Source organism: Paraburkholderia lycopersici, assembly GCF_900096975.1.
Taxonomy (GTDB): Bacteria; Pseudomonadota; Gammaproteobacteria; order Burkholderiales; family Burkholderiaceae; genus Paraburkholderia; species Paraburkholderia lycopersici.
In genome coordinates, this window is sequence record NZ_FMYQ01000004.1 from 29,297 (window position 1) to 53,771 (window position 24,475).

Genomic DNA, 24,475 nt, shown 5'->3' on the forward strand with positions numbered 1-24,475 from the left:
GATAGAGATGGCGCCTTCGACTCCTTCACGCGACCTCTTCGACCAGCAACGTCAAGACTGGCAACGCGATCCCGCTGCTGCGTTCGACGCCTGGCTTGCCTCCCAGGAACTACGGCGGTCTTCGGCCGAGATCTATCGCGTGCAATGGGGGCGTTTTCTCGAATGGCTCGCGCTCAAGCACAAGACGATCATGACCGTCGATACCGGCACGATTGCCGAATTCGTCGCCGGCCTCGATATCAAGAAACCGCAACGGCTTCGCTACCTGCGACTCATCGAGCGCGTACTCGATCACGTGCGCGAAATCGAACTCGCGTCCACGAATCCCGCACGCTTCATCGCCCAGGACGGAGAAGCCGCCTGGCGCAACGCGCGCGAAAACGAGCCGACCGGCTTTCTCACGTCGGCTGAACGCGCCGCGATCGTCGGTCAGCTGTTCTCGCCGCTCGTGGAATCGTCTGCCGCGAGGCGATGGCGGGAACGCCGCGACCGGGCGCTCGTCGCAATCTTTCTTGGCGGAGGACTGAAAACCGGCGACGCCATCGCGCTGACTCTCGACTGTGTGTCCATCGGCTCGGAGTGGGTCACGATCGAAGCAGCCAATCCGGTTTTCACGCGCGCCACGCGGCTCGCACCATTTGCCGTCGATGTACTCGGCGCCTGGCTCGAAGCACGCCGGCTTGCCGGTTTGCCCGGACAACTGGTATTCCCAGGGTCACCCCAAGGGCGCCCGATGCACAAGGCCACAGTGCTACGCGCCATCGACGCCTTGACGGAAGCGGCCGGCGTGGCCGAAACCCGCGCCGAGCGCGCAAGTCCGCAAACCTTGCGCAATACGTTCGCCGCCGACCTGTTCGAGCGCGGTGTGGATACCGATCAGATCGGGCAGTGGCTCGGTTTTTCGCAACCGATATCTGCCGGGCGTCTCTATCGGGCGTGGAAAACATGGGCCGAACGGGAAGCGTCGCAGCACGCCACGGCGGAACACGACAAGGCGTGAAACGCCCCTCTGGGCGGCGGCCGGTTGCAGTCACGCAAAAAGGAACGGCATGCGCCGTCCCCTGTAAAGGCTCACCTCAAGCCTGTTCATGCGAATGCTTGCCTGCCATGAAGCGCGCATACGCCTCCAGTTTCGAGGTTCCCGTTCCAGACGTGTACTCGCACTCGGGGCAAGTGAACTCGAAACCATTGTCCACCTTGGACAACTCCGGCTCGCCTTCGTGACAGTTCGGGCAACGCGCCGGCAACGCGACGTGACCGTCCGCCACCGTACCCAGGCGCGCCAGTTCGGCTTCGTTCAGCCGGCCGGATTCGGCCAGCGAGAAGAGTACGGCCGCCACTGACGCATCGAGTCCCTGTTGGTTGCGTAAGGCCGTCACCTGACGAGTCAGCGCGTCGACTTCGTCGGAACGTTCGCGCAGAAGGCTATCCAGCCGGTCAGCACGAGCCTTGGCGGTCGCGAGTTGCTGGATAAAGTCGAACTCCTTTTTGCCGGCGTCGCGCTGGGCCGCCTGCCAGGTAGAGGACATCGAGCGCAACGAATCGAGTTCGACCAGCATTGGCTTGACACGCCGTTCGGCTTCGGCAACCGCATCCTTGATTTGTTGCGCGTAATGCTCGGTGCTCTTGCGCATTTCCTCATGCAAGCCGTCAATGCGGTCGCGCAATCCTGAATTGATGGTCTGTTCGGACTCGACGCGGTTGCGTAGCGACTCGTTTTCGGTTTCAAGACGCTGCAATTGCACTTCGCGGTTGCCATGCGCTAACGCCTCCTGCGCAGACGCAGCCGCGAGCTGGCTTTCGAGTTCACGCACCCGGGCATAGGCCGCTTCGATGCGGGCTTCGCTACGCTGCAACATTTCTTCTACCGCGGCGCGGCGGCCTTCTGCGTCACGAGCAGCCTGCTCCGCAACGAGCCGGCCCGCCTCGAATTTGGCGCGTTCGGCCTGCAGCGTGTCTCCAGCGAAAGTCAGCGCTTCCTCGAACAGCGCGCCGAGCAGTTCGCCGGCACGTTCTTCCAGGGCTGGCGGAATAGCCCCGGCGCCCACGCGCGCTTTGGAGGTCGTGCGGATACGTTGCCAGAAGAGCTCGATATCCTTGGGGATATCGCTTGCGCTACCTGTCTGGGTCAGGTCCCGAACGGCAGCCATCGACGGTTTGATCTCGAAATCGAAGAACAAGCGTTTGCAGGCGTGAAGGGAAAGCTCCTGTCTTCGTGCCCCGTTTTTGCGCAAATGATCGAGTTCTTCGCGGATAGTCTGGCGGTCCTGGTCTCGCATGTCGTTTTCTCGGCAGGGGAGTGGACGAATCATAACAAATTACGTTCTGTTTGATACGTTTTTGAGAACGGGACGTGGTTGGTACGGTGAACGTGAGTTTGAGGGCAGTTTATATCGAGACCTGTAAGCCTTGATCTGGCTCGTTCGTGAAACAAATGGAAGTTTGTTCGATAAGCCTTTGTAAATGCGCACATTTTTTGCTCGCCTTTACAGGAGTTCTATGTTTCACGCCGACAGTCTGCAATGACTCGCTAAGGAGAGTAAGCGAAATTGTGGATATTTCAGAGAACTCTCGGGTGATTGTGCTTGAGAGTCATAAAAGTAAACACCCTTGATACCAGTTAAAAACGTTAACGCCACGGCAAATCGTTGCCTGGCGGGGCTTTCCGGCCGATCGGGTGAAACTTTACGGGATCTTGGGTGAGATCCTGCAGGAGAGTCGGGTGATTGGCTTCGGGAATGCCGGTGAGCCCATGCGGGAAGGGTCGTGAGCGGGTTCGGGATCAGGTGCATTCTTGACTTCCCGGCAAGGGTGAGAGAATTCGGGAGGCGGCACCCACACCGCTCAGGACTGGCGGACGCATGAGGCAGTGTTACGTGGAATGCAACGGTGAGCGGATTCGGGAGGCTAGATTCCCGTCGTTTTTCCGCTAAATCGAGGGGCTTCGGACCCAATGGTGAGAAGAATCGGGAAAATATACGGATCAAAGGTGAAGGTCTTCGGGAATCCACAGCGGAAATCGGCGAAATAGGTAATCTCAAAGGTCATAGGTGAGTGTTTTCGGGAGCCGCGGGGCTGAGCAGCGGCCCGGTGGCTGTCAGCCGGAGCCCGTCATTGCCCGATTTCATGGCAAAAGGTGAGGATTTTCAGGAGGTTTCCGCAGTACCGAGAAACCTTACGTGCGTTCCAAAGCATCCATACATGAGGTGAGCGTTTTCAGGAGGAGTTTTAGGCGGATTTCCGGCATAAAGTGAGGCAATGCGGGAGAAAGTTAGTCTTCACTGCGTTGGAACCGCCGAGACTACGGGGTGGAGAAGCGATTTTGGGGCGATCAGAATTTTGCTTAGGTGAGAATATTCGGGGGCGTTTAGCAGATGAATGCGCATTCACCCGGAGAGTCCCGCGCCGTTCGAGGTGAGACATTACGGGAGCACAAAGCGCCATTCTTCAACCGTAATACATGTGGATAAGTCCCGGAATCCATTGGTTTTTCTTGACTGGATCGGTGAATGGTGAGGATTTTCGGGAGTGACAGGACGGCGAGACTTAGACGACTAGAGAGCGCTAAAGGTGAGTGCTTTCGGGAGCAGGGACGCCTGCGTGGGCGTAGCGGTGGCGCTTGGGAGCCCTTCAAGTTAGTGGGCCAGTGTGGCGAGAGGTGAGGGTTTACGGGGGACTCGGCGCAGATTGCAAACAAGTCGACGATTAGACGTGGGTCGGTTTGCCGATGACTACGAGAAAGTCCCAAGTCTGAGAGCTCCCTCGAGGTAAAGGAGATTTTCCATCGGCGTGGCTCCCCGGATTGCCTCTTTTTCGAGGACCATCGAAGGCAGAATGCCGGTGCCCCAGTGAGTTTTTTTCGCTGGCCGCGCAAAAAATTTTAAGGTGAGTCGATACGGGAGCAAACGGCGACCGTTGGCGCACGCAGCACAACGCGCTATCGGGCCGGATCATGTGATCCGCAAAGCCGCCCGCCGGGCGGGCGTCCCGCGAAAGGTGAGCCGATACGGGAGGATTCCGTGGTGAGCGGCGTGCGCGATGCGCGCATCACCGGCAATGGTGAGTGAGGCCCTATAGACGCCTATCACCACAGGCGGTATCCTTTCGCAAAATTCTCTCCTCGATCCGACGCATGGCCACGAAGCGCGTGAAAAAGACCGATGTGGTAAGCCCCAGCTCGGCGGAATTGCGCAAGGCCGTCGAGGCGATCGCGATCCAGCCGAAAAGCGGCAAGATCACCCTGTTGACCCGCAAGCTCTTCAATGTGCTGCTGGCCGTCGCCCAGCAGGCCGACGAGTCCGGCGATACCTATCGCGCGTTGCTTTCCGACATCGTTGCCAATTCGGCGTTCGACTCGAACGATACAGCACTCGTGAAGGAGCATTTGCGCCGCATGGTTTCGGTGCAGGTCGAATGGAGCCAGGGGACGTCAAGCCAGAAGCCTGGTCGTAAGTGGGGTATTTCCACACTGATCGCGGATGCGGAAATTCTCGAGGATCCGGCGACCCGTCGGGTCTGGGTGGAATTTTCGTTCGCGCCGAAGATCAAGAAGAAACTGCTGGATCCCGTGCAGTACGCGCGTCTGAGCCTGCAGTTCCAGAGCCAGTTGCGCAGCAGCGCGGGTCTCGCGCTATACGAAATCTGCGTGCGCTATCTGACGAACCCCAGTCATCTGACGATGCGCGAAACTTGGGAATGGTGGCGCCCGATTCTCTCCGGTACCCCCGATACCGAAGCAGGCGACGAGGCCAAACGCGAGTACAAGTATTTCAAGCGCGATTATCTACGCCCTGCGATTGCCGAAGTCAACGCGGTCACAAACATTTTTGTCGAATTGATCGAGCATCGCGAAGGGCGTCGTGTTGCCGAAATCCAGTTTCGCGTGACCGAGCGCAAGCAGCCGATGCTCGCGCTCGACGAGCATCCGAATGTCTTCGACAGCACGCTCGTCGACCGGATGGTCAAGATCGGCATTCCGCTCAAGGAAGCGCAATCGCTTTACGCCGACAGCGAGGAAAACCGCATTCGCGCCGCATTGCAGCTGACTGAGCAGCGCATGCGCAGCACAAGTCTCCCGCCGGTGCGCAGCGCCGCTGCTCTGTTCAAGGACGCGTTGAAGAAGGGCTATGCGCCGCCGGTCGAAACGGCGGCAGGCGCTACCCCGGCTGTGGGTCGCGGGTCGTCGGCTGCTACTGCTGCCGACGATCCGAAGGCACGCCTGCTCGACGAATATGCGGCCTATCGGCGTAGGGAAGCTCGCTCGCTCTATGAGGAGCAGGACGAAATGGCGCGCGAGCTTGCGCGTCAGTCGTTCGAGGCGGATGAACTGCCGGGGCTCGGCGCACACTTGCGCGATGACTGGCGTCGTCGTGGGCTGGAATCGAAGCTTGGGGACTCGGCGTTTTTCGACTGGCTCGCGCGCAAGACTTGGGGTGAGCCGACTGACGGCGACCTGCTGACCTTCACGCTGAGCCATTCGCGCGCAGCCTGAGAGGCCGACCCGTCTCAGCCCGCGCGATGCATCGGCGATCGATCAATGGCAACCGCCGACGGATTTTCTGACACTATTTCGTCTTCAGGATCTGCTCGATCTGTTGAAGAATCGAATCGCGGCGATCTTTGGTGAGACCTTTCAGGCGCAACTCGAGCCGGTCGTCGCCATAAGACTTCAGATCGCCGACGGCCACGCCATCCAGTTTGATCTCCAGACGTTGCGCATAGCGTTGTCGTCCAGCTGTTTTCAGGCTTTCCTGTGCGCTTGCGCGACCCTTCACGATGTCTGCGACCTGGCGCGTGCTCAGATCGTCGGCGACGATGCGGTTGATGAGGCGCAGCGTGGCATCGGTGCCGCGCGCGCCATGGTAGCGCCCGACCTGATAAGCCATGTTCGAGCCGAACCGGTCCGGGCGCGCCACCATTTCCTGCATGACTGATTCCGGCAGCTTGCCGATCGATAGCGCAACTGCAACCGTCGATTCGTCAAGGCCGAGATGATCTGCAAGCTCGCGCTGACTCTGAAAATGCTTCTCATCGATAAACCGCTTCCACACTACCGCGTTATCGAAGACAGTTTGCGAATCGCGCTGAACGTTCAGGTCATAGCCGAGTTTGTAGCTCTGGATACCAATCGGCAGATCGACAACGATCGCTTTCACCCCTTCCTTGTTGGCCTCCTTCAGGGCGCGCACGCGACGGCCGCCATCGCTCACGTAGTAGGTGCCGGGCGAAGCATAATCGGGGATGACATGTATCGCCTGTTGCTGCCCTTGCTTTGCGAGATTGACTGCAAGCTCCGCGATCGATGCCTTCAGATAGAAGTGGCGCGGATTGAAGGGACTCGGCTTGATGTCCTTGAGAGGCAATTCGATGATCTGCCCCGGCTGATAACCGTGCGCGATGCGCCAGGCGCGGTATTCGGCAGACTCGTTTTCCTGACCCGAAGTGACATCCAGAGCAGGCTTGGCAGCAGGATCAAAAGCGGAATCGAGGGTCGGCTGACTCGCACGTCCTACGACCTCTCTCACTTTCGGCTGGTCCTGGACGAGTCCATCGATCGCGTTGAGGCGGTCGAGGGCAGTGCGCTTTTCGCTGCTTGTTGTATCAGGGCGTGCCTGAAAGCCTTTGGCGAATTGGGAGGGTTTCATTCAGGGTCCTTTATGCGCATAAAGTCAGGGGAGCATGGCGGCGATCTCGTCGGCGCATGCGCGCACTTCCACTGCTGCCAGTCGCGCGCCACGGTCGTTCATTTGCAGAACCGTCTGGCCAAGCGCCATGGCTTGCTTATATGCCTCACGGGTGGGGATCTGCGTTTTGAGCAACGGGAAACCAAGTTCTTCTAGCGCACGCTTCAGCTCGCGCGTGAGCATGCGTTTCTCTTCAGTCTTATTCAGCAGGAACACCGCGCGCAGATCTTCGTTCATGACCTGGGCCTGCTGGATCAGTTTGACGAGGCCAACACTGGACCAATAATCCGCCGGCGATGATGACGTGGGAATCACTGCGACAGTAGCGGCCAGCAGCACCACCCCGGAGACTTTCTCCGTGATTGACGGTGGGCAATCCACGACAATGACATCGTAGTCGTTGATGAATTTCTTTATCTCTCGATGGATCTGGCCACCCGCTTCGGAGAGGTTGACGACCGGGAAAGGAATACCGGTTTCGCCGTCGGCTGAAGCACTGGCCCAATGAACAAGCGTATTCTGACCATCAGCATCCACGACGAGAACACGCTTACCTTTCTCGTGAAATGCCGCGCCGAGATGCATCGCGATCGTGCTTTTGCCGACGCCGCCCTTTTGTTGCGTGACTGCGATTATCTCTGCTGCCAATTGGTATTCTCCTTGTCGCTATCAGGTTGGGATTTTACCTGGAATGTTTTTCGATTCAATGAATTTTGGCGAGATCCGAATCGAATTGGCCGTCCGGATAAGGTTTATGCGCATAAAGTACCTGGGCCGCAGGATGCTTAGAGCGAGCGTGTACTGGTAATGGCGTCGGCCCAGATGACTCCATTGATGGCAAGGCGCGGATCAACTGTGCGAAGGATCTGCGGTAAAGATGATGCCCCCGTCTTTGCGCGTATAAAGTCGATCCTTGGGTGGATCAAGTTGCATGTTCGCTAGCGAATTGCCGGTCGACATCACCCGACCTCTAACACTGGGCCTGATGCGCCCCCCATAGAGACGAAACGAGCCATGCTTGGCCTCATACGCCCACGTCATCCCCGGTAGAATCGCGGTCTTTCACCGGCCTCTTTCCATCCGCCTGCAATCGCCCATCGCACGAAAAATCATGATCACGATCTACCACAACCCCCGCTGCTCCAAATCACGTGCCGCTTGCGACCTGGTCTCGACCGTCAACGTGAACGAACCCGTCGAGGTGATCGAATACTTGAAGCAGCCGCTCACCGTCGAACAGCTCAAGGCGTTGCACGCGATGCTTGGCGGCCCGGTGCTCGACATGATCCGCACAGGCGAGTCCGAATACGAGGAACTCGGACTCAACGCACCCGGTGTCACGGACGATCAGCTATACGAAGCAATTGTGCGACACCCGATCCTGCTGCAGCGGCCCATCGTCGTGCGTCAGGGCCGCGCCATAATCGGCCGTCCGATCGAAAACGTGTCCGCGCTATTCGATTGAGGTGGAATCACCCGCTGGCAACGCGCGAGCGTGCGTGTCCGAATCACCAGGAGAAGTTCTGCGTGCTGACGTAGTTTGCGTAAGACCATACGTGCAGAAATTGTATCTTTGCTAACCAGCAGACGAATCCCACGCAAGACCTGTATCCATGGGGGCTTCACGAAAGTTGTCCACAAGTTTTTCAACCGAAATTGTGGATAAACTCGCGCTCTTATCGGTTATCCACAAGGTGACTATGAAGTCAGCGCGCTTATACGCCGCTGGAATTCATGCACGTCTATGATGAAGTCTCCATCTACCGTGCTTCGTGCGCATTTCCGGGGATACTGAAATGGCCTACAAAATTGCAGTTGCGGTCGGCAGTCTGCGCAAGGATTCCTTTAACCGGCAACTCGCGCACGCTGTGACGTCGCTAGCCCCACCCGATTTCACTTTCGAGCATCTCGACATCGGCGTGCTGCCGCTCTACAGCCAGGAATACGATGCCGACTACCCCGAAGTCGCCCGCCGCTTCAAGCAGCAGATCGAAGCCGCCGACGGGCTCCTGTTCGTCACGCCCGAGTACAACCGCTCGATCCCGGGCGTGCTGAAGAATGCAATCGATTGGGGTTCGCGGCCGTGGGGCACGAATTCGTGGCGCGGCAAGCCGGGCGCCGTGCTCGGCACATCGGTTGGGGCGGTCGGCACGGCGCTCGCGCAGCAGCATTTGCGCAACGTGCTCGCCTATCTCGACGTTGCGCTGCTTGGTCAGCCTGAAATGTTCATCAAACACGAAGCGAGCCGCATCAACGAGAAAGGCGAGATCGCCAATGAGGACACGCGCAAGTTCCTGCAAGCTTTCGTGGATACCTACGTCGCGTGGGTCAAGCGCCAGCTCGGCCGCTGACGCCTGATCGCCAGCACCGCCGCCCCCCGCGCCCCGGCTCAGTGCAGGGTGCGCGATTGCCCCGGCATGTCCTTGTGGTGCTCGGGCACGTCTTCCTCGTATTCGAGGAATTCGTCCGGAATTTGCGGCGCGACGCCCGCGGTGGGGCGCGTCGCCTCCGGTGCGGCGGGCACGTCCACGTGACGTGCGCCCATCACCGCGCCGGCGCCGGGCGCGCTTGCCGAAGCGAGCACAGTCGCGTCGGCCTCGGCGGCCGGCTGCGCGCGAGCGGGTGTCTGTACAGGCCCCGGCGCTGACTCCGGCTGCGCGCCGCGTCGGCGCAAGGCTTCGGCGAAGTCGGCGAGGCCCAGTTCATCGAGCGCCGAATGGTCGCGCGCCATCGGGCGGTCCGGACGATCCATCGCGGGCCAGGCCCATGGCGAGCCGCGCAAGGCGACGTCCGTTGCATGCTCCTCACGCAGCGTCTCGTATGCGAGATTGGCATGCGCCTCGTCGCTCACACGTACGCCGATACGCACCGCCTCGCCCGGCGGCGGCGTCATGCCGGTCTGGGCCTCCGCGGTTCGGCGCGCGTCCCCCGTCGCCGGGAAAAAACTGCCCACGAGACGCTCGATGCCGGCCAGCACACCTTCGGTATGCGCCGGCAGGTCGATGTCGCTTACCGCGAAGCCGCGTTGCAGCAACGCCTCCTGCGCTTGGCGCGCTTCATCGTAAGTCTTGAAAACGCCGGTCACGGTCTGTTTCATGGCACCCTCCTTCCTCAACTGGCGACGCCCGCTTACATGATGCGCCGAGTGAATGGCGCATGCCGTGCGCCGCGTCCGGCCGCTTGCTTCCGCATGCCGCGCTGCACGCGTCGCAAGCTTCGTGCCGTGCCTAGAGCGTCGCGTCGCGCTCGCGCTTCGCACGCGCCTGGCGTTCCTCGCGGATGGCTTCGAGCGTTTTCTCCAGCAGCGCGATGTCGAACGGTTTTGAGAGCACGCGCACGTCCACGTGGCGCGCGCGGTCGAGTTCTTCCGCGTAGCCTGTCACGAGGATCACGGGCAGCGCGGGTTCGAGTCCCTGCAGCGCCTCGGCCAGATCGATGCCGTTCATCGTCCCGGGCATGTGGATATCGGACAGCACGAGGTCGAAAGGCGAGGCATGGTCTCCGTCGGCGTGCGCCGACTCGACGAACTCCAGCGCGCTCGCTGCGTCGCTCGCGCAGGTCACGCGATGGCCCATCATCTGCAGAAGCGCCTCGGTGCCGGCGGCGACTTCCTCGTTGTCCTCGACGAGCAGCACGTTCAGCCCGTGCTGCATCCCGGCGCTTTCCTCGTGCGGCTCGGGACGCGGCACAGGCGGCTCGGCGAGCGAACGCGGCAGATACAGATGCACCGTCGTGCCCGCGCCGATCGCGCTGTCGATCGCGGCGAGGCCGCCGGTGCGCTCGCAGAACGCAAACACCTGCGGCAGCCCGAGGCCGGTGCCCGTGCCCTTCGGCTTGGTCGTGTAGAGCGGCTCGAACGCGCGCGCGAGCACGTCCGCCGGCATGCCGGCGCCCGTGTCCTCGAGCGTGATGTGCACGAAGTCGCCGTCGAGCGGGAAACCCTCGTCGGGCCGGAAGCTGGTGTTGCGCGCGCGCACGGTGAAGCGGCCTCCGTTGGGCATCGCGTCGCGCGCGTTTACGGCGAGATTGATGAGCGCGAGCTCGAATTCGGCGACATCGACGAGCACCGGCCACACGCCGTCGTCGACTTCGACGACGAGCGATACCTTCGCGCCCAGCGACGCGCGCAGCAGTTCGCGGCACGCGGGCAGCCAGCGTCCGACGTAAATCGTCTCGTTGCGAAGCGGCTGCTTGCGCGCCACGCCGAGCAACTGGCGCGTGAGCGACTGGCCGCTCTTGAGGGCGCGCTCGATCGCCGAAAGCTCGCGCTCCAGGTCAGCCGCGCCGCGCCGCCGCGCGATCTGCACGTTGGCCGAGACGATCATCAGCAGGTTGTTGAAGTCGTGCGCGACGCTGCCCACGAGGTTGCCGAGCGCCTCCATTTTGCGCGACTGCCGGTAAGCCGACTCGATCGAGCGGCGCATCGAGGCCTCTGCCTGCCAGCGTTCCCAGGCTGCCTCTTCGGCGGCGAGGCGCCGCAGCGAGAGCCAGATCACGCACCATAACGCGATCGACGGCGTGAACATCGAAATGATGAGCACGCTCAGGTGCCGGTACCAGGCGGCCCAGACCGCCGGCGTGCGATACGCGCAGGTCACGTAGACGGGGTACGAGCCCACGCGCCGGAACGCCACGATCACGTTGCTGTCGAGCAGCGCGGAATGCATGCGCACGACGCCGGACTCGCCGCCGCGCGCGAGCGCCGCGGCGAGCGGCGAGTTCGGCGTGATGGCGGAGCGGGTTGCGCGCGGTGGCGGGTCGAAGGCCAGGATCGCACCGTCGCTGCGCACGAGGCCGAGCGCCATCGGCGAGCTGGGGCCGAGCAGGTCGTGGTAGAACGAACTGAAATAACCGGGACGCAGTGCGACCGAGACGAGCCCCGCGAACACGTCGGCGTCGTCGCGGCGCGCCACGCCCATGTTGAACACCGTTTCCCCGCTCACCTGGCTTCGCATGACGCGCGAGACGTGGTCTATCACGCGGCCGTCGCGGATACCCGTGAAGTCGTCGCGTGCCACGATCGACGCCGGCGGCGGCGGCGAGAACCGGCTGCTCGCGAGCAGCTCACCGTCGTGCCCGAAGATCGACACGGCAGCCACCTGCGGGTAGCCGCCGCCGATGGCGTCGAGCTTCTGGTGGATCTGCGCCTCGTTCGCGCGTATGCCGTCGTCGTCGAGGCCGCGCACGAGGTCGACGATGCGCGCGTCGAGCGCCTCGTTCATGTCGAACACCTTGAGCGCGTGCTCTTCGGCCACGCGCACCGTGCGCAGCGTGGTATCGGTGGCGTCGGCTTCGCGCGCGCGCAGATCGTTGTACGCCATGGTGGCGACGTACACGCATGGCAGCACGATCGCCGCGATGAGCAGCGCGAGCAGCGTGCGCCGGCGCACCGTGAAGTCGTGGCCGGGCGCGGCCGGAAACGGCGCGTCGTCGGTGAGGGGCTGCTGGTGCGTGCGTTCGTCTGGCCGCTCGGGCCGGTCAGCAATCATCGTCGGGAAAAGCAGGGAAAAGACGGCGGGGCATTCGACATCATAAACGACCGCGTCGACGCGCCGCCGGCCAGCCGATGGTCCGCGCGCAGCAAGAATATTTTCGTAAGCAGCCCGACCAGGGGTTTTCTACTTCCTTTGCTCGAATGCGCGAAAATCGGCGAAGCGCAAACGTACCACAAAGGGATAATCGACGTTCTTTATTTAAGGGATGGATCATTTATTTCGATAAACCGCTGAGTGCGAGTCGATTTTGTTCGAGGATTGATTATCGACGAGTTGCATTTCATTGAATTTGATTCGAGAATCCTGGACACGATAAATACGCGTTCGCATGAAAGCCGCGCCGTTCAAAGCAAAACGCGCGGCCCCATGCTACGGGGTGGCTGCAGGCATGCAGGCGAGGACCTTCATTTACCGGCGCAAGCTTGCCGATATTCATTGCGCGACAGCGCGGTCGTTCGCCAATTCGGGGCGAGTCGCAGCGCTGGCTCGTCCATGCGTTATGCATTACGCAGCTCGTATGCGGTTTTTTTCCTAAAGTAATTGCCTGCGCCGCCGTTAATCCGTCGAAACGCACTCCGCCCAACGCACACTCATTCAGCATACCCATGTCCTTGCCCATCGTGATCGCCGACGACTCGCTGCTAGCCCGCAAGGTGCTCACGAAGGCGCTGCCCGAGGACTGGGACGTCGAGATTTCGTACGCGTCGAACGGACTCGAAGCGCTCGCGCATTACCGCGCCGGTCGTGCGGCAGTCATGTTCCTTGACCTCACGATGCCCGACATGACGGGCTTCCAGGTCCTCGAAGCTTTGCAGCACGAGGACCTGAATACATTCGTGATCGTCGTATCAGCGGACATCCAGCCTCGTGCCCGCGAGCGCGTGCAGGCGCTCGGCGCGGCGGCGTTCGTCGCAAAGCCGGTAACCCAGGAGGCGCTGCTACCCATCCTGAAGGAGTACGGGTTGTATGCCTGATCGAGTGTTCACGGAACTCCAGCGCGACGCGCTGCAGGAGATCGCCAATCTCGGCATGGGGCAGGCGGCCACGCGGCTGTCGGGGCTGCTCAACGCCTTCATCGAGCTTTCGGTGCCGCGCGTGCGGGTGGTCGCGGTGTCGGAGGCCGCGGCGGCGCTGCGCGAGATGACCGGCATCGACGGGCCGGTCGCGGCCGTGCGCCAGGGCTTTCGCTCGGAGATCAAGGGCGAGGCGCTGGTGATCTGCCGCAGCGGCGAGATCGCCGAACTCGGCAGCCTGGTCGGCGGTCCCTACGCGCCGGGCTCCGCCGACGCGTTCAGCGAGGAAGAGCTGATGTTCGACGTCGCCAACGCGCTCACGGGCGCGTGCGTGTCGTCGATGCTCGACCAGCTCGGGCGCATGCCGGTATTTTCGCAGCCGGGCCTGCTCGGCGAGGCGATCATGCTCGACGAGGTGTTCCAGCGAGGGCTGCTCGCCTGGGATGTCGCCCTGCTTGTCGAGGTCAATTTCGCGCTGGAGGACCAGCGCTTTCGCGCCCACCTCGTCATGCTGATGGCCGAGGAGTCGATCCATGTCGTGAGCCGGGCCATCGACGCGCTGTTGCATAGCCTATGAACGCGCCAGCCGGGTTGCCATCGCTGTCGGATCTCGTCGTCGAACGGGTGGGGTTCGGTATCTTCGTCGTCGATCGCGACATGAACGTGCTGATGTGGAACCGGTTCATGCAGGACCACAGCGGCGTGCCGGCCGAGGACGTGATCGGCCGCTCGATCTTCGAGCGCTTTCCCGACCTGCCGCGCGCGTGGCTCACGCGCAAGGTGGAGAGCGTGTTCCAGCTCGGCAGCTTCGCGTTCAGCTCGTGGGAGCAGCGGCCGTATCTGTTCCAGTTCGACCATGACCGGCCGATCACGGGCGGCGTCGACTACATGCAGCAGGACTGCACCTTCATGCCGCTCATGCGCGAGCGCGACGTGATCGCCGTGTGCGTGACCGTCTCGGACGTCACGCACGTGAGCGTCATGCAGCGCGAGCGCGAGGAAGCCGTGGCCAGGCTGCGCGAATACGCCGACCGCGACGGCCTCACCGGCATCGCCAACCGGCGCTATTTCGAGTCGCGTCTCGCCGACGAGTTTTCGCGCTGGCAGCGCTACGGCGGCGAACTTTCGATGCTGTTGTTCGATCTCGACCACTTCAAGCGCATCAACGACGAATTCGGCCACGTGGCCGGCGATACCGTGCTGCGCTCGATGGCGCAGCGCGTCTCCGGCGTGGTGCGCAAGCAGGACGTGTTCGGCCGCTTCGGCGGCGAGGAATTCGCGCTGCTGCTGCCGTGCACGCCGCTCGACGACGCCTTGTACGTGGCGGAGAAGATCCGCCGCACGATCGGCGACGAGCCGATCGAGGTGCATGGCGTGGTCGTGCCGGTCACGGCCAGCGTGGGCGCCGCCACGGCGCGCACGGGCGCGCCCGATTACGAGGGCATGATCAACGAGGCGGACGCCGCCCTCTATACCGCGAAGCGCCAGGGGCGCAACCGCTCGGTCGCGCTCGCCTGAAGCGCGGGCGGTCCGGGGCGGCCCGCGCGGGCAACGCGCCCGCCCCACCGCTGCACGCCCCTGCCGACTGCGCCGCACCCCAAAGGTTGCTATACTTTTGCCCGTTTCCGGCTTGCGCGCCTCCTTGGCGGGCAATTCCATGGCCGGTGCCTCGCGCGTGTCCGCGCGCGCGGGCGACCCGCTGCAATGCGGGCCCGAATAGTCGAAAGCCCGTCGAGGGCGCCCCCAGCGGAGATCGTCTTGGCCGTTTCCAACCTCGTCGTGGACGATACACAACAAACCGACGCCGCCGCCGCTTCGTCGGGCAGCTCGTTTTATCTGGCGATGCGGATCCTGCCTCCCGCGCAGCGCGACGCCATGTATCAGGTCTACGCCTTTTGCCGCGCTGTCGACGACATCGCGGACAGCGACCTGCCGCGCGCCGAGCGCGCGGCGGGGCTCGACCAATGGCGCGCCGACATCGACGCGTGCTATGCCGGCACGCCGCGCGCCTCGCTGGCGGCGCTCACGCGCCATATCCATACGTTCGGGCTCAAGCGCGAGGACTTCCACGCGATGATCGACGGCATGGCCATGGACGCAGCCGAAGACATCTGCGCCCCCGACGAAGCCACGCTCGACCTGTACTGCGACCGCGTGGCGAGTGCGGCGGGCCGCCTCTCGGTGAGAATTTTCGGGATGGAGGAGGAGCCGGGCCGCGCGCTGTCGCACCATCTGGGACGCGCGCTGCAGCTCACCAACATCCTGCGCGACATCGACGAAGACGCGGACATCAACCGTTGCTACCTGCCTCGCGAACTGCTCGCGCGCGAGGGCATCGCGGCGGGCAATCCGCACACGATCGCCGCCGACCCGTCGCTGCCGCGCGTGTGCGCCACGCTCGTCGATCGCGCGCTCGCGCACTTCGCGCAGGCGGACGCGATCATGGACGCCGCGCCGCGTGCGTACGTGAAGGCGCCGCGCATCATGTCGGGCGTCTACCGCGTGCTGCTCGAGCGCACCGTGGATCGCGGCTTTGACCTGCCACGCACGAAAGTCAGCAAGCCGCGCGCGCGGCTGATGTGGATCGTCGCGCGTTACGCGCTGTTCTGATGCCTCGGCTAGTCCACGTCATCGGCGCGGGGCTTGCGGGCCTCGCGACGGCCGTGCGGCTTCAGCGGCGCGGCGTGCAGGTGGCGCTCTACGAGGCCGCCGGCCAGGCAGGCGGACGCTGCCGTTCGTACTACGATCACACGCTCGCGGCAACGCTCGACACCGGCAGCCATCTCGTGCTGGCCGGCCATGCGCGCACGCTCGAATACGTGCGCACGATCGGCGCCGGCGAGGCGCTCACGGGGCCGGCCGAGCCGGGTTTTGCGTTCATGGACCTCGCCGCGCGCTCGCGCTGGACCGTGCGCTTCTCGCGCTCGCGCATGCCGTTCTGGATCGGCGACTCCCGCTCCCGCGTGCCGGGCACGCGCGCCGCGGACTACCTGGGGCTGCTGCCGCTGCTGTTCGCCAAGCCGGGCCGCACGGTGGCGCAGACCATGCGCTGCGAAGGCGTGCTCTGGGACCGGCTGCTGCAGCCGTTCTTTCTCACGGCGCTCAATGTCGAGCCGCGCGTGGGTAGCGCCGAGCTGGCGGGCGCCATGTTGCGCGAGTCGCTGACGGCGGGCGGCGAGGCGTTCCGGCCGCTGGCGGCGCGCGGCGGCCTTTCCAGCGCTTTCGTCGATCCGGCGTTGCGCATGCTCCAGCACGGCGGTGCGGCGATCCGCCTCGACTCGCCGCTCAGGGAGATCGTGTACGACGACGCGGCGGCCCGCGTCGTCGCCCTCGATTTTCCGGACGGGCGTGTAGCGCTCGCCTCCGGCGAAGCGGTGGTGCTGGCCGTGCCCGGCGCCGCCGCCGCGGCGCTCGTGCCGGCGCTGCAGGCGCCGCGGCGCCACACCGCGATCGTCACGGTGCACTACGCGGCAGAGGCGCCACCGGGCCTCGTCACGCCGATGGCGCTCGTCAACGGCACGGCCCACTGGCTGAGCGCGGCGGAGGGTCGCCTCGCGGCGACGATCCACGACGCGCGCGGCGTGCTCGACCTCGACCCCGAAGACCTCGCTCGCCGGGTTTGGGCCGACGTGGCCGCGGCGACCTCGCTGCCGCTCGAGCCGCTGCCCGCCTGGCGGGTCTGCGCCGACGCGCGCGCGACGTTCTCGGCGGTGCCCGACGAGGAATGGCGCCGCCCCGCAACGCGCACGCGCTGGAACAATCTGATGCTTGCAGGCGACTGGACGGCGACCGGTCTGCCCGCGACGATCGAAGGGGCGATCCGCTCGGGCCGCAAGGCCGCGGAGCTCCTTCTGACCGAAAATCTGGAACGTAGATGAACGATTTATCCCAAGCCATGCCGACACAAGACTACGCCAGCCGCCGCGCCGGGACTGACGTTGCCGACGCGACGGCCGTGGCGATGCCCACCCCCACGTTTGCCGACGAAGCGACCCTGGCGGCGCCTTGCGCCCCGGTTGCCGCGGTCAGCGCCACGCTCGACGCGGCCATCGGGCGCGCCACCGACGCGATCCTCGCCGACCAGCGCGCCGACGGCCACTGGGTCTACGAACTCGAAGCAGACGCCACGATTCCGGCCGAATACGTGCTGCTCGTGCACTATCTCGGCGAGACTCCGAACCTCGAACTCGAACAGAAGATCGCGCGCTACCTGCGCCGCACCCAGCTGCCGGGCGGCGGCTGGCCGCTCTTCACCGACGGCGACATGGACGTGAGCGCGAGCGTGAAGGCTTACTTCGCGCTCAAGATGATCGGCGACGCCGAAGATGCGGAGCACATGGCGCGCGCCCGCGAGGCGATTCTCGCGGCGGGCGGCGCGGAGCACGTCAATGTGTTCACGCGCATCCTGCTCGCGCTGTTCGGCGTGGTGACGTGGTACGCAGTGCCGGTGATGCCCGTCGAGATCATGCTGCTGCCGCAGTGGTTCCCGTTCCATCTTTCGAAAGTGTCGTACTGGGCGCGCACCGTGATCGTGCCGTTGCTGGTGCTCAACGCGAAGCGCCCGCTGGCGCGCAATCCGCGCGGCGTGCGCATCGACGAGCTGTTTCGCGGCGCGCCGGTGAGCGTTGGCCTCAACACGCGCGCGCCGCACCAGAGCCAGGGCTGGTTCGGCTTCTTCCGCGCCGTGGACGGCGTGCTGCGCGTGGCCGATCCGCTCTTCCCGGCCTACCTGCGCCAGCGCGCGATCGACGCCGCCGTGGCCTTCGTCGACGAGCGCCTGAACGGCGAGGACGGCCTCGGCGCGATCTTCCCGGCCATGGCCAATGCCGTGATGATGTACGACGTGCTGGGCTATCCCGCCGACCATCCGCATCGCGCGATCGCGCGGCAATCGCTCGAAAAGCTGGTGACGGTCCACGCGGAGGAAGCCTACGTGCAGCCGTGCCTCTCGCCGGTATGGGACACGTCGCTGGCCGCGCACGCGCTGCTGGAGACGGGCGACGCGCGCGCCGGGGAAGCCGCGCGCCGCGGCCTCGAATGGCTGCGCCCGCTGCAGATCCTCGACGTGCGCGGCGACTGGATTTCGCGCCGTGCGGACGTGCGTCCGGGCGGCTGGGCGTTCCAGTACGCGAACCCGCACTATCCCGACGTCGACGACACGGCCGTGGTGGTGGCCGCGATGGATCGCGTGGACAAGCTCGACCAGACGACGGCCTACGACGAGCCGATCGCGCGCGCGCGCGAATGGGTGGTCGGCATGCAGAGCAGCAATGGCGGCTGGGGCGCGTTCGAGCCGGAGAACACGCAGTACTACCTGAACAACATTCCGTTCTCGGACCACGGCGCATTGCTCGATCCGCCGACTGCCGACGTCTCGGGCCGCTGCCTCTCGATGCTCGCGCAGCTCGGCGAGCTGCCGGCCGCGAGCGAGCCGGCGCGGCGCGCGTACCACTATCTGCTCGAGGAGCAGGAGGCCGACGGTAGCTGGTATGGCCGCTGGGGCATGAACTACATCTACGGCACGTGGACGGCGCTGTGCGCGCTCAACGCGGCCGGCCTCGAACATGACGACCCGCGCATGAAGCGCGCGGTGCAATGGCTCGTGCAGATCCAGAACGACGACGGCGGCTGGGGCGAAGACGGCACGAGCTACAAGCTCGAATACCGCGGCTACGAGCGCGCCGCGAGCACGGCGTCGCAGACGGCCTGGGCGCTGCTCGGCCTGATGGCTGCGGGCGCGGTCGATCATCCGGCGGTCGCGCGCGGCATCGAGTATCTGCAGAACACCCAGCGCGAGCACGGCCTGTGGGACGAAGCGCGTTTCACGGCGACGGGTTTTCCGCGTGTCTTCTATCTGCGTTATCACGGCTATCGCAAGTTCTTCCCGCTGTGGGCGCTCGCGCGCTATCGCAACCTCAAGCGCACGGGCTCGAAGCGCGTCGCGGTTGGGCTGTGAAGCAGATTGGGAAGCAGGCCGTGAACCGGACTATGAGCATGGCGGCTGGCGCAAAGGCGCGCGGTTTGCCGGTGATCGCGGTAACGGGTATGGCTTTCGAGGCGAGCATCGCGGCGGGCAAGGGCCGCGATGGCGTGCGCGCCGTCTACGCCGCACGCGCCGATCTGCTGCAAAGCGCGCTCGCGGCGGCGCTTGAGGATGGCGCGGCGGGTATCGTCAGCTTCGGCACGGCGGGCGGTCTCGCGCCCGATCTCGAACCGGGCACCGTGGTGATCGCCGAAGCCGTCGACGGTCCGTTTGGCCGCGTCGCTACGCATTCCGCCTGGAGCGCGCGCATGGCCGAGGCGCTCATGGACTCGCCGCTCGCCGCGCAGACTCGCCGCGGCGTACAGGCGGCCGTGGCCGCGCCGCTCACCGGCGCGGCGGACAAGGCGGCGCTGTTCCGCGCGCGCGGGGCGCTCGCCGTCGACATGGAGTCGCATCTGGCAGCAGCGGCGGCGGCTGCGCACGGCGTGCCGTTCGTGGTGTGCCGCGCGATCGTCGATCCGGCCTGGCGCAGCCTGCCGAAGGCGGCAATGGCGGGCCTGCGCGACGACGGCACGACGGCCATACTGCCCATCCTGAGGGAACTCGCGCGCGACCCGGCGCAATTGGGCGGCCTGCTGCGCGTGGCCGCGGACGCGAAAGCGGCGCGCCAGTCGTTGAGCGCCGCGCGGCAGATACTGGCGACCACCGGCGCCTTTTTCCCGGCGTGACCCGACCGGAATATTGAAATACTAGGGAAAACCCTTATCTCTGGTAACATCCGGATGTTAACCCCAAGCTCGTCCTGCGAGCTGGGGACAAATTACATTCCACGGGGAGTTGCCAGTCATGAATTTTCATACCCGCAAGTGGGTCAAGCCTGAAGACCTGAATCCGAACGGCACGCTTTTCGGCGGCAGTCTGCTGCGCTGGATCGACGAGGAAGCGGCGATCTATGCGATCTGCCAGCTCGACAACCAGCGTGTAGTGACCAAATTCATATCGGAGATCAATTTCGTCAGTTCGGCGCGCCAGGGCGACATCATCGAGCTCGGCATGAAGGCTACGCATTTCGGCCGCACGTCGATCACGTTGCGCGCCGAGGTGCGCAACAAGATCACGCGCAAGAGCATCCTGACAATCGAAAAGATGGTGTTCGTGAACCTCGGCGCCGACGGCGTGCCGGCTCCGCACGGCCGCGAATGCATCCGTTACGCCGACGAGGCCTACGAGCGCTATCGCCAGACCGTTCAGACGTCCGCGGACGCCACGGCGGTCGCGGCGGCGAACGAAGCGCAGCGCCAGGCCGACAATGAGGACACTTCGGTGCATTGAGCCGCACGGCTGGCGTAAATAAAAAAACCCGGCAACCTGGAAAGGTTGCCGGGTTTTTGCGTTCTGGCAATGCCGGCGTCGAGCCGCGTCGCCGGCGAGTGGCTCAGGGTGCCGATGCCGGCTTGGCCGGCGCGGCCTTGGCAGCCGAAGCCGCCACGGGCGCCGATGCCATAGCGGGCACAGATGCCGCCACGGGCGCAGATGCCGTAGCGGGCGCCGATGCCGTAGCCGACGCAGAAGCCGTAGCCGACGCAGAAGCCGCCACGGGCGCCGATGCCGTAGCCGACGCAGAAGCCGCCGACGCTGCCACCGCCGCGCCCGCCGTACCGGCAGCCGCCGCAGCGCCCGGACCCGCGCCGCCCGCTGCCGCGCCCGTTGCCGCCGCGCCGCTCGCCGCCGCACCGGCCGCACCCGGTTCGCCCGGGTCCTTGTAATCCGGCAGACCCTTGTTCGGGGCACCGCCGGCGCCGCCCGACTCGCCCGGGTCCTCGTAGTTGGGCACGCCGTTCTCGTTCGAGTTGCCGGGTTCGCCCGTGGCGCCCGGATCACCGTAATCGGGCAGCGGCGCGTTGTTGTTCTGCGAGCCCCGGATCAGCGATTCGCGCTGCTGGCGGTACGCGTCGCGCACGAACGAATACTTGTCGAGCGCCGCCTGCTGAAGCAGATCGGTTGCGCCGAGCAGGTCCGCGCGCGTACTGATGAACTGAGCGATGTACATCGGGTTGCGCACGGCTGGCTCGATGTAATTGATGATGTTGAACTTCACGTCCACGCCCATGCCGATGCCGTCGCGCACCGAACTCGGCCCGAACAGCGGCAGCACGAGATACGGACCGGCCGGCACGCCGTAATGGCCCATCGTGAGGCCGAAGTCCTGGTGATGCTTGGGCAGTCCCGCCGCTGTCGCGAAGTCGATCAGGCCGCCCAGGCCGAAGGTCGTGTTCATGGCGATGCGCATGAGGTCTTCGGTGGCGTCGGTGATCTTCAGCTGCAGCAGGTTGTTCGCGAGATTGCTGACGTCGCCGAGGTTCGAGAAGAAGTTCGTGATCGCCTGCCGCAGCGGCTGCGGCGTCACCTTCTGATAGCCCTTCGCGATCGGCTGGGCGATGTAGGTGTCGAGCCCGTCGTTGAACTTGAAGATTGCACGATTCGCGGGCTCGAACGGGTCGCCCGGCTTGCGCTCGGGTCCCGTGGCGCAACCCGACGTCACGAGGAGCGCCAGGCTCGCCGCCGCCATGGTGAGCGCGGCTTGTTTTTTCTTCATTGGTCGATCCCTTGAATTTCCGATCTTGCGCGCTTCGCACGCGGCTTGCCCATCAGCACCGGCTGGAACACCACAGCGCCGATCAGCGTACAGAACAAGGACAGCGCGAGCAGCTTGCCCATGCTCGACGTGCCCGGATGATGCGAAAGCCACAGGCTGCCGAACGCCGTGGCCGTGGTGGCGGCCGAAAAGAGCACCGCGTGTGTGAGGCTCGAATGCAGCAGGCCCGTCTGTCCCGCGCGCCAGGCCATCACGAAATAGATTTTGAACGCGACGCCAACCCCGAGCATCAGGGGAAGCGCGATGATGTTCGCGAAATTGAGCTGGATTCCGAACACGACGGACAGCTCGAGCGTCACGAGCGCCGATACCAGCAGAGGAATGAGCGTGCGCAGCACGTCGCCGAAATTGCGCAGCGTGATCCACAGGAGCGCCGTGATGAGCAGCACCGACCACGCGGCCGCTTCGAAGAACGCGAGGATGATCACGTTGGCCGAATGCAGGATCGAGATCGGCCCGCCGATCGCGTTGGGCTCCGCCGCCTTCACGGCGTGCGCGAAGCGCGCGAGCATCACGTCGTCGTTGGGATCGACGCCCGGCGGCACGCGCGGCGCGATGTCCACGATCGCCTGGCCGCTCGGCGCCACCCAGTCGTGCACCATCTCCGGCGGCAGGTTTTCACGCGTGATTTGCGAGGGTTGCAGAAGGCGCGTGAGCTGCGCGAAGGCGAGCTTGAGCGGCAGACTGAACGCGGTTTCCGCGCGGTCGCGCGTGGCGGGGCTTGCGTTGGCGAGCTTCGTGAGCGCGGCGGAAAGATGCTTCGCCTCGGCCGCTCCCGGGCCCGGATGGTCGCTTGCGGCGAGCGAAAGCTGGTCGGCCGCGCGCTTGAGCGTTTGCACGCGCACTTCGTCGGTGACGGGCGCGGCCGGCTGCTGCGTGAGCGCGGGCAGAAGCTGCTGCGCGGCGCTCGAGATCAGCATGAGCTTTTGCTGTTGGTCGTCGGGAATGAGCGAGCTGAGCGTCGTTGCGCGCGACACCTCCGGCAGCTTCGAGAGCCGCGCGGCGATCTTGTCGGCCTCTTCGAGCGAAGGCGCGAGCACGCTCACGTCGTTGATCGAGATGACGGGCGAGTTCTTGAGCGCGAGCAGCGTCGCCATCGACTCGGTATGCGGATCCTTCAGGTGCAGCGGGTTGAAGTCGAAGCGCAGGTGCAGCAACAGCGGCGTCGCGCCGACCACCACGACGAGCGTGCTGATGAGCACCGGCTTGCGATGTTCGGCGAGCCATTTGTCGACGGGCGCGAGGAACGCGAAGCCCGGCGCGGCGCGCTCGCCCCCCGGCCTGAACACGCGGATGAGCGCCGGCAGCACGGTCATGTTGGCGAAGTACGCGACGAACATGCCCACGCCCGCGATCTGCCCGAGTTCCGAGAGGCCCTTGTAGGCGGTCGGCAGGAACGAAAAGAAACTTTCGGCCACGGCGATCGCCGCGAGCGTGAGCGGCACGCCAATGAGGCGCGCGGTCTTGAGCAGCGCCGCGTCGAGCCGCTCGTCCTGAAAGCGCTCCTCGCGATACTTCACGCCGAACTGCACGCCGAAATCGACGCCCAGCCCGACGAACAGCACCATGAACGCGACCGAGAGCATGTTGAACGAGCCGATCATCATGAGGCCGAGCGCGGCCGTGATGAGCAGGCCGACCACGAGCGTGACGAGCACCGCGCCGATCAGCTTGCCCGAGCGCAGCGCGAGCCACAGGATGGCGAGCACGACGACGATCGTGATCGCGCCGTTGAGCGCGGCGCCGTCCTGGACCGAAGCGAACTCGTCGTCGGCGAGCGGCTGCTCGCCCGTGAGGCGCACGCGCGCGCCGAATTCGGTGTCGAGATGAAGCGAGGCGGCCGTCGAGCGGATCGCCTCCGAGGCGTTCGCGGCCGCCTTGAGCGCGGCGAAGTTGAGCACCGGCTGCACGGTGATGAACGCGAACGCGGGCTTCGTGGCCGAGTCCTTGTCGACGAGCGCGCGCCACGAGAACGCGGCGGGCTTGCCCGCGAGCACCTGATCGACGACGTTGGCGGCGCTGCCGAGCAGGTTCGCCATTTGCGGCAGCTTCACCTGTCCGATCGTCAGTGGCAGTTGCAGCGTGGTGGTGAGCGTACCGGCGAGGCCGGCGAGGCTCGGGTCTTTGGCGAGCTGGTTCACCAGCGGGCGCGCCTGGACGAGCTGGCCCGTGGTCGAGAGCACGGTGGCCGTGGACGGAAAGAGCAGGCCGTTGTGCTGGAAGAACGGGCCGCCCGCAGGCTGCGAAACGGCGCTGAATTCGCGCGAATCCGCCGCGAGCGCCTGCGCGAGCTTGTCGGCGGCGGCGTCGGCGAGTTCGGGCGCGTCGGCTTCGACGACCACGAGCAGCGAACTCGCGCGCTGCGGGAAGGCCTGGTCCTTGGCGTCGCTGAGCGCGGCCCATTGCGCATTGTTTTCGACGAGGCCGCTGACGTCCGTGTTGATCTTGAAATGTTTCGCGACGTACACGCCGGAGAGCACGGCAAGCACGATCGCAAATGTGATGACCCACGCCGCGCGGCGCACCGACCAGGCGACGAGGTGGAGGATGAATGGCTTCAGCATACAGGCGAGGGGGCCCTGTCAATTAAAGTTTTTTGACGCGAAGCGCTCAAGTATACCGGCCCTGCACGTCCCGGCGCGGCT

Annotated in this window: 18 protein-coding genes and 2 pseudogenes; 12 read left to right on the forward strand and 8 right to left on the reverse strand. The window is 64.7% G+C overall.

Features of this window, described 5'->3' with window-relative positions:
• The first annotated feature begins 7 nt into the window (after positions 1–7).
• Complete coding sequence (locus BLU17_RS06210; protein ID WP_091995850.1) at positions 8–1,000, forward strand: tyrosine-type recombinase/integrase; 993 nt, start codon at positions 8–10, stop codon at positions 998–1,000.
• Between the two features lie 76 nt (positions 1,001–1,076).
• Here BLU17_RS06210 and BLU17_RS06215 read toward each other — a convergent pair whose 3' ends face one another.
• On the reverse strand, positions 1,077–2,279 hold the full coding sequence (locus BLU17_RS06215) for a DNA-binding protein (protein ID WP_091995851.1): 1,203 nt from the start codon (positions 2,277–2,279) through the stop codon (positions 1,077–1,079).
• Between the two features lie 1,853 nt (positions 2,280–4,132).
• Between BLU17_RS06215 and BLU17_RS06220 the strand changes: the two genes are divergently transcribed.
• Positions 4,133–5,491 (forward strand): replication initiation protein, encoded by a 1,359-nt coding sequence (locus BLU17_RS06220; protein WP_091995852.1) that lies wholly within the window; start codon positions 4,133–4,135, stop codon positions 5,489–5,491.
• A 73-nt stretch (positions 5,492–5,564) separates the two neighbouring features.
• Here BLU17_RS06220 and BLU17_RS06225 read toward each other — a convergent pair.
• From BLU17_RS06225 to parA, 3 genes and pseudogenes are all read right to left on the reverse strand, one after another.
• Positions 5,565–6,425, reverse strand: a pseudogene (locus BLU17_RS06225) (ParB/RepB/Spo0J family partition protein); the annotation flags it as partial.
• Positions 6,426–6,535: 110 nt separating this feature from the next.
• Positions 6,536–6,644: pseudogene (locus BLU17_RS34505) on the reverse strand (ParB/RepB/Spo0J family partition protein); the annotation flags it as partial.
• Between the two features lie 24 nt (positions 6,645–6,668).
• Positions 6,669–7,331 (reverse strand): ParA family partition ATPase, encoded by a 663-nt coding sequence (gene parA / locus BLU17_RS06230; protein ID WP_091995854.1) that lies wholly within the window; start codon positions 7,329–7,331, stop codon positions 6,669–6,671.
• Between the two features lie 463 nt (positions 7,332–7,794).
• On the opposite strand from parA, the gene arsC reads away from it, so the two are divergent.
• Both arsC and BLU17_RS06240 read left to right on the forward strand, forming a co-directional pair.
• A complete protein-coding gene (gene arsC / locus BLU17_RS06235; RefSeq protein ID WP_091995855.1) occupies positions 7,795–8,148 on the forward strand; it encodes an arsenate reductase (glutaredoxin) in 354 nt (117 codons plus the stop codon).
• Positions 8,149–8,479: 331 nt separating this feature from the next.
• Entirely contained in the window at positions 8,480–9,034 is a 555-nt protein-coding gene (locus BLU17_RS06240; protein WP_091995856.1) for an NADPH-dependent FMN reductase, read from the forward strand.
• Positions 9,035–9,072: 38 nt separating this feature from the next.
• Here BLU17_RS06240 and BLU17_RS06245 read toward each other — a convergent pair whose 3' ends face one another.
• Positions 9,073–9,780: a hypothetical protein gene (locus BLU17_RS06245; RefSeq protein ID WP_091995857.1), complete on the reverse strand. Its 708-nt coding sequence runs from the start codon at positions 9,778–9,780 to the stop codon at positions 9,073–9,075.
• A gap of 130 nt (positions 9,781–9,910) precedes the next feature.
• Positions 9,911–12,172 carry a hybrid sensor histidine kinase/response regulator gene (locus BLU17_RS06250; protein WP_091995858.1) on the reverse strand — a complete coding sequence of 754 codons (2,262 nt, stop codon included), beginning with the start codon at positions 12,170–12,172 and terminating at the stop codon, positions 9,911–9,913.
• Positions 12,173–12,783: 611 nt separating this feature from the next.
• On the opposite strand from BLU17_RS06250, the gene BLU17_RS06255 reads away from it, so the two are divergent.
• From BLU17_RS06255 to BLU17_RS06290, 8 genes are all read left to right on the forward strand, one after another.
• Positions 12,784–13,152 (forward strand): response regulator, encoded by a 369-nt coding sequence (locus BLU17_RS06255; RefSeq protein WP_091995859.1) that lies wholly within the window; start codon positions 12,784–12,786, stop codon positions 13,150–13,152.
• On the forward strand, positions 13,145–13,768 hold the full coding sequence (locus BLU17_RS06260) for a chemotaxis protein CheC (protein ID WP_091995860.1): 624 nt from the start codon (positions 13,145–13,147) through the stop codon (positions 13,766–13,768). The genes BLU17_RS06255 and BLU17_RS06260 overlap by 8 nt, the downstream gene beginning before the upstream one ends.
• The gene (locus tag BLU17_RS06265) at positions 13,765–14,709 is read left to right on the forward strand and encodes a sensor domain-containing diguanylate cyclase (protein WP_091995861.1); all 945 of its coding nucleotides are present in this window, start codon (positions 13,765–13,767) and stop codon (positions 14,707–14,709) included. Before BLU17_RS06260 ends, BLU17_RS06265 begins: the two co-directional genes overlap by 4 nt.
• Positions 14,710–14,949: 240 nt before the next feature.
• Entirely contained in the window at positions 14,950–15,801 is an 852-nt protein-coding gene (gene hpnD, locus BLU17_RS06270) for a presqualene diphosphate synthase HpnD (protein WP_091995862.1), read from the forward strand.
• Positions 15,801–17,069 (forward strand): hydroxysqualene dehydroxylase HpnE, encoded by a 1,269-nt coding sequence (hpnE, locus tag BLU17_RS06275; RefSeq protein ID WP_091995863.1) that lies wholly within the window; start codon positions 15,801–15,803, stop codon positions 17,067–17,069. Before hpnD ends, hpnE begins: the two co-directional genes overlap by 1 nt.
• Entirely contained in the window at positions 17,066–19,147 is a 2,082-nt protein-coding gene (gene shc / locus BLU17_RS06280) for a squalene--hopene cyclase (RefSeq protein ID WP_425434070.1), read from the forward strand. The genes hpnE and shc overlap by 4 nt, the downstream gene beginning before the upstream one ends.
• 38 nt (positions 19,148–19,185) lie before the next feature.
• Positions 19,186–19,902, forward strand: a complete 717-nt coding sequence (locus BLU17_RS06285; RefSeq protein ID WP_091996060.1) for a phosphorylase — start codon at positions 19,186–19,188, stop codon at positions 19,900–19,902.
• A 118-nt stretch (positions 19,903–20,020) separates the two neighbouring features.
• Positions 20,021–20,506 carry an acyl-CoA thioesterase gene (locus BLU17_RS06290; RefSeq protein WP_091995864.1) on the forward strand — a complete coding sequence of 162 codons (486 nt, stop codon included), beginning with the start codon at positions 20,021–20,023 and terminating at the stop codon, positions 20,504–20,506.
• 103 nt (positions 20,507–20,609) lie between these two features.
• Here the strand turns inward: BLU17_RS06290 and BLU17_RS06295 are convergent, their stop codons facing one another.
• Together BLU17_RS06295 and hpnN are read right to left on the reverse strand one after the other, a co-directional pair.
• On the reverse strand, positions 20,610–21,770 hold the full coding sequence (locus BLU17_RS06295) for an MlaA family lipoprotein (protein WP_091995865.1): 1,161 nt from the start codon (positions 21,768–21,770) through the stop codon (positions 20,610–20,612).
• A complete protein-coding gene (gene hpnN / locus BLU17_RS06300) occupies positions 21,767–24,394 on the reverse strand; it encodes a hopanoid transporter HpnN (RefSeq protein ID WP_091995866.1) in 2,628 nt (875 codons plus the stop codon). The genes BLU17_RS06295 and hpnN overlap by 4 nt, the downstream gene beginning before the upstream one ends.
• Positions 24,395–24,475 lie beyond the last annotated feature (81 nt).